Here is an 11,423-nt window from a genome sequence, read left to right on the forward strand (position 1 = left end):
AGGTTGAAAGTAGATTTAGTCGATAATAAAGGAAACAATACTCTCGTTCAAGTGATAAAAGATGAAATAAACAAGGGCTCGAAAATTGCAGTTGCCTCTGCAAAATTCAGTATGAATGTCTTTCAAGAATTAAAAAAATCGTTAGCAAAAGGTGAATCTTTTCGATTTCTCTTCACAGATCCAACCTTTTATGAACAAGAAATAGATGAAAATCATCAATTTAAATTAGTAGAAAGAAAAGGGAAACAGCTCCAATTAGAAGGAAATCAGTTTGAAATTTCATTGCGTAATCAAATGGAATCAAAGCAAATTGCAAGAGAGTTATCGGAGTGGATTAGTAAACAGGCTCAGTTTAAAACGATTTTAGGCGAAGTAACATATCCTAAGCAAATAATGATTCAAAACAAAACGGATGAACATGTTTTTATTCAATCGGAAATTGAGTTTACAGCGGATGGATTAGGCATTACACCTTCAAATCGACAAGCCAGTTATACTGTCATGAAAGAAGCAGTGGGCGTAACAAAAAATATGCTCGCAGAGTTTGATCGACTATGGGAGGATGAAACAAAGTCTAAGGAAATTACTACTGAAGTTTTGCAACAACTGGATGTCTTTCAAAGGGAAAATGCACCAGAGTGGCTCTATTTTGTCACGCTTTTTAATATCTTTTCTGAAAATCTAGATGGTCTTTCAGAGGATCATATTATAAAAGAAGGAACCAATTTTAAAGACACTGTCATCTGGAATAAGTTATATCCATTCCAGCGTGATGGTGTACTCGGTATGATTGATAAAATGGAGAAGTATAATGGTTGCATATTAGCGGATAGTGTAGGTTTAGGAAAAACCTTTTCTGCGCTAGCAGTTATCAAATACTACGAGCTACGGAATGATCGTGTATTAGTTTTATGCCCGAAAAAACTCCGAGATAACTGGACTGTCTATACACAAAACGATAAAAGAAATGTGTTAAATGAAGATCGCTTTAACTATGACGTGTTAAATCATACCGATTTAAGCCGTGAAAATGGGATGTCAGGTGAAATACGTCTCGAAACAGTAAATTGGTCGAATTATGATTTAGTTGTAATCGACGAATCTCATAATTTCAGAAATAACAATGCGCATAAAGGCAGATTAACGCGCTATCAAAAACTTATGCAAGATATTATTAAAAAGGGTGTAAAAACGAAAGTGCTATTACTATCTGCTACACCGGTAAACAATAAAATGAATGATATTAAAAATCAAATTGCTTTTATAACGGAAGATAATGATCAAGCACTTCAAAAAGAAGGTATTGAAAGTATTGAACGAACATTACGCACGGCTCAAGCCGCTTTCAATCGCTGGACAATTTTACCAGCACCAAAGCGAACAACAGAAGAATTTCTAAATATGGTTGAGCAAGACTACTTCCAATTGCTTGATTTACTAACGATTGCTCGTAGTCGTAAGCATATTGAAAAATATTATAACGTAAAAGATATCGGTAGTTTTCCGACACGTTTGAAGCCGATTCCTATTAAATCGGATGTCGATATAGAAAAACGATTCATTGATATGAACGAAGTAAATGAGCGTTTGGAGTCACTTAGCTTTAGTATCTATCAACCAATGAAATATGTACTTCCTCATAAACGGAAGCATTATGAAGAGCTGTATGACACGAAAGTAAAGGAAGGGCAATCAACGTTTAAGCAAACAGATCGTGAATATGCAGTAGCGGCCTTAATGAAGGTCAATTTGTTTAAGCGTTTAGAGAGTTCAATTCATGCATTTAGGTTAACTCTCGAAAAATTAGTTGGACGAATTGAAGGGACATTACAGACATTACAGCTTCAAAATCAGCAAACGTATTCTGAGCAATACGATGACGTAGTTGAACTTGATGACGAACAGCTAGAAGCAATTACAGTAGGTAGTGATAAAATTCAAATCCAGTTAAATGACATTGATGCGTTGAAGTGGATAGGAGATTTACGTGCCGATTTAGCTACATTAAAGGACTTATTGCAGCAAGCAACGCAGATTTCTACAGAGAGGGATGCAAAGCTCGATCAATTAGTAAGCTTAATTAAAGAAAAAATTGATAATCCGATAAACCCAGGTAATAAAAAGGTCATCGTTTTCTCAGCTTTTGCTGATACAGCGAGATACTTGTACGATAACTTATCAGAGCGGTTACTTGATAGAAAACTCCATTCTGCATTAGTTGTTGGAAGTGGGGCTAATAAATGTACATTAAAGGGTGTTCGAGTAAAAGATATTAACGATATTCTAATAAACTTTTCACCAAAATCAAAGGAACGCCAAAAGTTGGACAGTAAACGTACAGATGAAATAGATATACTTTTTGCTACAGACTGCATTTCAGAAGGTCAAAACTTACAAGACTGCGATTATCTAATTAATTACGATATTCACTGGAATCCAGTACGTGTAATTCAGCGCTTTGGACGTATAGATCGAATCGGTTCTACGAACACAAAAATTCAATTGGTAAACTTTTGGCCGAATATGGATTTAGATGAATATATCAATTTAGAGGAACGCGTAAAAGGACGAATGAAAATATTAAATACTTCTGCTTCTGGGGAAGAAGATATTTTAGATACTTCGTCAAAGGAAATGAATGATTTAGAATATCGAAGAAACCAGCTAAAGGCGTTACAAAATGATGTATTAAACTTAGAGGATGTTTCTGGTGCTATTTCAATTACTGACTTAACTTATACAGATTTTAAAAGCGATTTAAGTTCAGCGTTAAAATCGTATAAAAAAGAGCTGGCAATAGCACCGAAAGGCTTATATGCAGTTGTGAGTAACGGCGTCTTGCAAGAAGCAAAGCCAGGTGTAATCTTCTGCTTCAAACAATATAAAGTTGTAACGCTTGAAAGTAATAGTCTAGCACCATATATTTTGTTGTATGTGACAGATAACGGGGAAGCATTAATTCATTACACACATGCTAAGAAAATTTTAGATGTCTATCGCAAATTAACACTCGGTAAACAAGATGTAGATAATGAAGCAGTTCAATGGTTTAATGAGAAAACAAATGATGCAACGGTGATGGGACATTATCAGGATTTAATGAAGAAAACAATTGCTATTATTAAAGATAAACAAGAAGAGGTTGGATTTGAAAGTTTGTTTAACTTTGGTGTGAATACATTGCAAGCTCAGTTAAACTTAGGTGAGGATGAAATTGAACTCATTTCATTTCTAGTTGTTAGGGATGAAGCAAATGAATGAAGGTCAGTTATTAAAGGCGCTCAGTTTTCCGAAAGCAACACAGATTATAAGAACATTGCCGTACAATCAAATGGAAAATAAGTTAACAGCCGCTCAGAAAAAAGTTATTTCTAAATATGTTGTTTCAAGAGGTATTCGAATTTTAGCTGCCATTCAAACCAGTAATACAAATATAGAAGGATTCGAGAGTGAAACAGAGCGTTTTGACTCTATCATATTTCTATCAGTACATGTAAATGATCTGGGGAAGTCAACACAGATTTATAAAGTGTTTATGAGCATTATGCCGAATCCCCTAGTTATTTTATTTTTCGATAAAACGCTAACAAAGTGGGTTTTTGCAACACATCAGAAAAAAAAGGATGGTTTTTTAGAAAGTAACGTTCTTTATGAAGTGCAAGAAATCGTAACGCTTCAACAAGTAGAAGAATGCTTGAACTTTGAAAATCTTAATAAAACGAATTTAAAAACGTTTTATGAATCATGGATTGAGAGATTGTTACAACTTGAATTACAATCTCGTTATAGCATATATACACCGGTTTCTTTACAAAATAATTTACTAGAGAAACTTGTTATAATGGATGCAAAAATTAATGATTACGTAAAGCAGGCAAAAAAAGAAACACAGCTTAATAAGCGTATTGAATTGCAGCAAGCTGCAAATAAAGTAAAGCTTGCGAAACATGCATTAATAGAAAAGGAGCAAGGTAATGGTAAGTAGAATGAATGGGGAATCATTAGATATAACTGCACAAAATATTACACGATTGAAAGAGTTATTCCCAGAAATTTTAACGGATGGCGATAAAGTTGATTTTGATATGCTCAAAACGTTATTAGGAGACGTAATAGAAACGGAGCAAGAGCGCTACCAATTTACATGGCATGGCAAGAAAAAAATGATTGAAGGAGCACAAAAGCCTTCAAAAGGTACATTACGTCCTAATACAAAAAAAAGTAAGAACTTCGCTACGACAGAAAACCTTTATATTGAAGGGGACAATTTAGAAGTATTGAAGCTTTTACAAAAATCGTACAACGGGAAAATTAAAATGATCTATATCGATCCGCCGTATAATACGGGAAGAGATTTTGTCTACAAAGATAATTTTAAAGATAGTATTCAGAACTATTTAGAACAAACAGGACAAGTAGATACGGATGGTAATATGCTTTCAACAAATGCGGAAAGCAATGGACGTTTCCATACAGACTGGCTGAATATGATGTATGCAAGATTAAAATTGTCGAGAAATCTATTAAGTGATACGGGTGTTATTTGTATAAATATAGGAGAAGAAGAACATGAAAAATTGAAATTTATTTTAAATGAAATATATGGTGAGAAGAATCTATTAGGAAACATCATATGGAAAAAGAAAACGAATGGGAATAATCAGGGACATATTCCTTCTATTCATGATTATATTTATTGTTATGCAAAAAAAATCGAAATGATAAATGAGAAAGAAATTGGGCTTTTACCTACGGAAGAATTCCTAAGTAAAAATTATTCAAATCCTGATAATGATCCTAGAGGTATTTGGACAACACAAGATTTATCAGCTAATCATGAAGGTCCATATTTCCCAATTGAGAATCCAAATACAGGAGAAATACATTATCCTCCTAAAGGGCGTTATTGGGTATTTAATGAATTGGAAGTCCAAAGAAGAATTAGTGAGGGGAGAATTATCTTTGGTAAACGTGGCGTTACGGCTCCTGTACAAAAAGTTTTTTACAATGAAAAAGAGTACAAAAAAATCAAAGTGTCTTCAATTTGGTCTGATATAGCATTAAATGCAGATGCTACAGCTGAAATTTCAGAGATATTTGATCAACCTAAAATATTCTCTCATCCTAAGCCAGTAGGTCTACTAAAAAGACTGTTGGAATTGTTTACAGAAGAAAACGACTTAGTTTTAGATTTTTTCTCAGGTTCAGCAACAACTGCTCACGCAACAATTCAGTTAAACTCCGAGGATAAAGGAAATCGTAAATTTATCTTGGTCCAGTTGCCAGAAACACTAGACGAAAAATCAGAAGCTTATAAGAATGGCTTTAGAACAATTTGTGATATAGGTGAAGAACGTATTCGCCGTGCTGGAGAGAAAATTATAGCAGAATTAAAAGAAAAGCAATTAAAATCAAGTATTCTTGATGAAAGTACTGTAGATCCAACTTCTATTGATATTGGATTTAAAGTGTTAAAACTTGACACATCGAATATCCGTGAATGGAATATTGATTTTACTAATTTAGAAAATGAGCTGGATTTATATGAAACACCATTTATCGAGGGTCGTTCAGAGCTAGATATTGTGTATGAGATTATGTTAAAGCAAGGTTTGGAGCTAACATATTCAATTGAAACCTTTGAAGTAAACGGCAATAAAGTTTACGACATTGCATTTGGAAGTTTATTTATTTGCTTATCAAAAGAGATTACAACAGACGTAGCAAAAGCGATTATTACACGTCGTGACGAACATGGAACAGAAACAAGTAGTGTTATATTCAGCGATGCGAGTTTCAGAAATGATTCAGACAAATTGAACTGTATTGAAATTCTAAAAGATTCAGGTTATCCAGAAGATAACTTGTTGACGATTTAGAGGTGACCAACAATGAAAATTCAATTTGATGAATTAACATATCAAGCAGACGCGATAAATGCCGTATTAGGTGTATTTGAAGGGCAACAAATTCGCAAATCCGAATTTACAATTATGGATCAAGATATACAGGGCAAGCTATTTGGTGAAAAAGGTATTGGAAATAAAATTGACATTTCAGAAAGTAAGCTTTTACAAAATGTTCAGCAAATTCAAATTAAGCAAGGTATTCCGATTGCTCAATCCATTCCATCCCCATTCCCGCAGTTTAATATTGAAATGGAAACAGGAACAGGAAAAACTTTCGTTTATTTAAAATCAATCTTAGAAATGAACCGAAAATATGGATTCACAAAATTTATTATTGTTGTTCCGTCTGTCGCCATTAAAGAAGGTGTCATGAAGACGCTACAAATGACAAAAGATTATTTTAAAACTCAAATGCAAGGGATTGTTTACAATCCTTTTATGTATAACAGTTCTGATTTAGATAAAGTAAAAGGCTTTGCAATCAATGAAACTGTAGAAATTATGGTTATCAATATTCAAGCTTTCAATAGTGAAGATAATATTTTTAATCGCAGTGATCGTGATAGTTTATATGGTGTGTCTCCAAAAGAGTATATCTCGGAAACGAATCCAATTGTAGTAATTGATGAACCACAAAGTGTAGACAATACGGAAAATGCCAAGGCTGCGATTGCTGCGCTAAATCCGTCACTTGTTTTTCGTTTCTCTGCAACACACAAAGAAGAAGGTTATCCTTTACTTTATAAATTAGGACCTGTTGAAGCATACCAGAACAAACTCGTAAAGCAAATCGAAGTGGCTGGCGTTAAACGTACAATTGATGGCAATGAAGCTCACTTTCGATTATTAGGTATTAAAGCGACTAAGACTTCTATTACTGCATCCGTTGAGGTTTTTGAGAAAACGAAAACAGGTATTGTTAAAAAGATTATTTCGTTAAAGAAAAACGATGATTTAGTAAGAAAGACAAAGCTAACTGCTTATGGAAAAATTGGGTATGTACGTGATATTTCTGCTGAAAATGGTAATGAATACATCGAGTTTTCGGGTGAGCCATCTATTATTTATTTAAGCCAAGCACACTTTGCGGATTTAGAAGTAAAACGTGGACAAATTCGAAAAACAATTGAAGAGCATTTAAATAAAGAATTAAAATTAAATTCTTTAGGAATTAAAGTATTAAGTCTGTTCTTTATTGATAACGTTGCAAACTATCGAAAATATGATGAGGAAGGTAAACCTTTTTTGGGGGATTATGGCCGGATTTTTGAAGAAGAATATAAAGACTTATTAAAATCTTCAAAATATAAAAATCTACGTGATTCTCATATTCCAGTTGAAGATGTGCATAATGGATACTTCTCTATCGATAAAAAAGGAAAGTTTAAAGATGGTGGAGAAAAGGATGCAAGTGCTTTTCAAATTATTATGAAAGATAAAGAAGATTTACTGACGATGTATGATGAAGAAAAAGGGAAGACGAAAACTGCCCATAAATTGCGCTTTATTTTCTCACATTCAGCTTTAAAGGAAGGATGGGACAACCCAAATGTCTTCCAAATTTGTACGTTAATTGACTCAAAAGATGAATTAACGAAGCGCCAAAAAATCGGTCGTGGCCTTCGTATTGCTGTTAATCAAAATGGACAGCGTGTGCATGGATTTGAAGTAAATACTTTAACAGTAATGGCAAACGAAAGTTACGAAGAATTTGCTTCTGACCTACAACATGAGTATGAAAAAGACGGGATAGTATTTGGTGTTTTTACGAACGAAACGTTTAGTTCACTTGTGTTAGAAGTAGACGAGCTTACGGGATATCAAAAACCTTTAGGTCATGAATATTCGAAAAAACTTGTTGAATATTTAACTGAGCAAAAATACATTGATTCAAAAGGTAAAGGGACAGTTGCCTTAGCGAAAGCGATTAAAGATCAAGTGTTTGAACTGCCTGAAGAATTTACTATACTTTCGCCAAATATAACGGAGAGAGTTATTGCTGCAATTGAGTTGAAGTTTAATACGGAAAGAGTTGAAATTAAAGATCATGCAAAAAAAGAAACGGTTCGATTAAATAAAGAAGCTTTATCTGGGCCATTTATCGAACTGTGGAAACGTATCAAATATAAAACGACTTATTCGATTCATTTTGATAGTGAAAAATTTATCAAAGATGCAGCAGACAAACTACGTGATGAACTGCTAGTACGTATTCAAAAACTTGAATATGAGCGTAGACAGTTAAAAATTGAAGAAGCAGGAATAGAAGAAAAAACGACTGTTAAAACAAGCTTCTCAACGGTACAGCGTGAATATACGAAAGTTCCGGATATTTTAACTGAGTTACAACAAGATACAAAGCTCACTCGTAAGACGTTGATTGCTATTTTAAAGCAGAGTGGCACGTTACATGATTTTAAACGCAATCCACAAATGTACATGTTAGAGGCAGCACGAATAATTAATGCTGCTAAGCGATTAGCAATGGTGGATGGCGTTAAATATGAAAAACTAGAAACAGAAGAAGTATACGATCAAAGTTTATTCAATCAAGAAGAAATTGAATCGTATGAAGATAGCATTGTGAAAGTTTCGGACAATCGTTCGCCTTATGATTATGTTATTGTTGATTCCAACATTGAACGTGCCTTTGCAGAATCGTGCGAACAAGATCCAAATGTAAAGTTTTATATTAAATTGCCAGCAGATTTTAAAATCAAAACACCGCTAGGAAACTATAACCCTGACTGGGCATTATCTGTTGAAGAAGAAGGAAAAGAGAAACTGTATTTTATTGTGGAGACGAAGGGAAGTACTGCTGCAGAAGATTTACGTAAAACCGAATTAGAAAAAATCCGCTGTGGAGAAAAACATTTTGCAGCGATTAATACAGGTATTACATTCAAACGAGCAGTGGAACTTGAGCAAGTTTATTAGAAAATAGGAGGTGATCATATGGCAGAAATCAAATATGAACTTGTTGAACACATTGGCGTATTATCTGAATCCACAAGAGGTTGGAAGAAGGAATTAAACCGTATTAGCTGGAACGGAAATGCACCGAAGTATGACATTCGCGAATAGGATCCAAACCGTGAAAAAATGGGGAAAGGTGTTACTTTGTCGGAGGAAGAAATAAAAGTATTGGTTCAACTATTAAATAAAACAAGATAAAAACAACGTGAACTCTCCCCGAATATTAGACGCTTAAAAGTGGTGAAGTGCACCCCTCAAAAATGGACATTAGAAAAAATCGCCACGGGTAAACTAATGGACATTGGGGGTGCGTCTTTATAGCAGAAAAAGGAACTAATGAAAGAAGCCGTTCAACTTCATGTGGAGGAGAAATGGACGTATGATCAGATCACAGACCATTTTCAGATTCAGGATCAAGACAGAGTCAAAAATGAATGAAAAATATATCAAAAGTATCAAAAGCTAGGATGATTTGGACTGCTAGATCATCGTGGAAGACAAGGTATATATGGTCTAGGATTTTTCTCAACTACGTATCTTACAATGTTGGAATGACGTAGTTTGTGCATCGTTCTAACGACAACCTTTTAGTCTACGGAAGTAAAAGGGAAACTTATGGGCTAATATCCTCTTTTAATAGAAATTGTTTGTCTAAATCTATTATTCTAACATCTATATAATTAATTATGGCTTTATATTGTTGTATATAATCTGAGATAGACGCTATCATTCTGAACTTTAACCATTCATATAACTTATTACTATTATTGTTTTCGTCAATTAGTTTAATCATTTTTGTTTCAATTTCTGGATCATTGTGTTTCTTCAGAAAAACATAACTTTCATCTGGAAATTTAAATAAGCTTGCATAGAGTATATGGAAAACATTCCAGGGAGAAATTAATTCTGGCCGTGCGGAGCCTAGAACATCAACTAAGTGATCAAACGTAACGGAAATTGGATTTATGTGTTTACTATTTGTTCTACTCAATACTTCAGGAAGTTCACCATGCTTATCCTTTTTATGCTTATCTTTCAACTTATACACATTGCTTAAGCCATGGTATTTTAACTCACGTTGTCTAAGAATTAAACCCCTACGGATATCTGTAAGTTCACAGGAATAACCCTCTTTGTCTTGGTCAACAAATACGCCTATCTCAACTTGTTTCCATAATCGATCCCTATTTAACCAATCCGATTTTTTTTCGTCAGTTAAAGATTCACGTTTTTCGATTATTTCTCGGTTAATGACTTCAAGTTCTTTAATAAACACTTCAAGATTTGTCTTCAATTCCTTAAATTTTCTTTTTTCAAGTTGTATCGGGTAACCTTTGTCCAAGTCACAGGATAAAACAAAAGACTTACATGTTCTTTCCCAAGTATACTGACTCATAGATTTCTTTAATCGATTAGCCAATTTTTTTTGTTCTTCTATATTATTAAAGATAAAAGTTAACTTATCAGAAACACTAACTATATCTTTTTCGAGATCCCCAGTAATTGTTACATCATGTACACAGCTCAGTAAGTGATTAAAATCCCGGATAAGGAGTTCATATAACCCAGTATTTTTTGAAATTATTAAAGGAACCTCTGCTGAGATAGCTTCCCATCCGGCTAGTCCAAATCCTTCATGTAAGGACAACATCATACTAGCACTTGAAACTCGCAACTCTTCGAACACGTTTTCTCTATCTTTATATGGAAGTGGTTGTATATTAACCTTTGCTTTTTCTGAATAAGTAGCGGAAAACTCCTGAAGGTCTTCATATATTTTTTTGAACTGCTCGTCATATGTATCCTTATCGGAGACTCCAATTAAAAACAATGGAGTAGAACTATCCTTTACACTCTTTGCAAACGCGCCAATTGCCACTTTCCCTTGTTTTACTATATCATCGTCTAATCTTCCATAAGTAACTGCTTGAGGTATTTCCGGAACTGACACAGAATTTATTTTTGCCAAACCGGGGATGATTTCAAAACAGTTTTCCGTTGATTTTCCGGCTCTCTGCAACAATGATTTAGCAGATTTATGAAGAGTTGGACCAACCGCAAGAACATAGTCAGCTGAGGATAAAACTACTTTTTGTGATTCTGTCTTCTGCATTGTTTTCTCAGCATTATTAGATTGGTGTGTAGAGTAGAATCGGTAACTCATGTGATGGATTACAACACTCTTTGAACTTGTTCGTTTGGCACATTCAATAGCAGTAGTTCCTGTTTTGACATCATGTCCAACCCAAATAGATGGCCTTCCTCTTGTCTCGTTTTTTATGTTTCTAATTATTCTGACAGCATCTTCATGATTATGAGACTTTATCAACTTAAGATTTTTAGGGATTGTGGAAAGACGACTAATGTCAAAAACAAGATCCTGGACAACACAAACAACTTGGTAATATCCCTCCAAGAAATTTGAAAGACTTAAGCACAGGTCGTAATTAAAGGAATTAATTCCTCCATGCTTTGATCCCCAACCCGTAGCAATAAAAATTATTTGCTCTTGCATCCCAATCACCTTTCTACGTAAGT

At 34.1% G+C, this 11,423-nt stretch carries 5 protein-coding genes and 1 pseudogene; 5 read left to right on the forward strand and 1 reads right to left on the reverse strand.

Annotated features, from left to right (window positions below):
- Nucleotides 1-3: 3 nt before the first annotated feature.
- The 5 genes and pseudogenes from H9647_RS20370 to H9647_RS20390 all read left to right on the forward strand — a co-directional run bounded on the left by H9647_RS20370 (nt 4) and on the right by H9647_RS20390 (nt 9,083).
- Nucleotides 4-3,261: a helicase-related protein gene (locus H9647_RS20370; RefSeq protein ID WP_191803498.1), complete on the forward strand. Its 3,258-nt coding sequence runs from the start codon at nt 4-6 to the stop codon at nt 3,259-3,261.
- A complete protein-coding gene (locus H9647_RS20375; protein WP_191803500.1) occupies nt 3,245-3,985 on the forward strand; it encodes a DUF4391 domain-containing protein in 741 nt (246 codons plus the stop codon). The genes H9647_RS20370 and H9647_RS20375 overlap by 17 nt, the downstream gene beginning before the upstream one ends.
- Nucleotides 3,975-5,879, forward strand: coding sequence for a site-specific DNA-methyltransferase (locus tag H9647_RS20380; RefSeq protein ID WP_191803501.1), 1,905 nt, complete (start codon nt 3,975-3,977; stop codon nt 5,877-5,879). Before H9647_RS20375 ends, H9647_RS20380 begins: the two co-directional genes overlap by 11 nt.
- 12 nt (nt 5,880-5,891) lie before the next feature.
- Complete coding sequence (locus H9647_RS20385) at nt 5,892-8,846, forward strand: restriction endonuclease (protein WP_191803503.1); 2,955 nt, start codon at nt 5,892-5,894, stop codon at nt 8,844-8,846.
- Nucleotides 8,847-8,864: 18 nt separating this feature from the next.
- Nucleotides 8,865-9,083: pseudogene (locus H9647_RS20390) on the forward strand (YdbC family protein).
- 415 nt (nt 9,084-9,498) lie between these two features.
- On the opposite strand, the gene H9647_RS20395 reads toward H9647_RS20390, so the two are convergent.
- On the reverse strand, nt 9,499-11,400 hold the full coding sequence (locus tag H9647_RS20395) for a glycosyltransferase family 4 protein (protein WP_191803505.1): 1,902 nt from the start codon (nt 11,398-11,400) through the stop codon (nt 9,499-9,501).
- Nucleotides 11,401-11,423 lie beyond the last annotated feature (23 nt).

The organism is Paenibacillus gallinarum, from assembly GCF_014836635.1.
GTDB lineage: Bacteria > Bacillota > Bacilli > Paenibacillales > Paenibacillaceae > Paenibacillus > Paenibacillus gallinarum.

Coding starts and splice junctions, on each gene's coding strand:
- H9647_RS20375 (WP_191803500.1), top strand. CDS start 3,245: ATGAAGCAAATGAATGAAGGTCAGTTATTAAAGGCGCTCAGTTTTCCG.
- H9647_RS20380 (WP_191803501.1), top strand. CDS start 3,975: ATGGTAAGTAGAATGAATGGGGAATCATTAGATATAACTGCACAAAAT.
- H9647_RS20385 (WP_191803503.1), top strand. CDS start 5,892: ATGAAAATTCAATTTGATGAATTAACATATCAAGCAGACGCGATAAAT.
- H9647_RS20395 (WP_191803505.1), bottom strand. CDS start 11,400: ATGCAAGAGCAAATAATTTTTATTGCTACGGGTTGGGGATCAAAGCAT.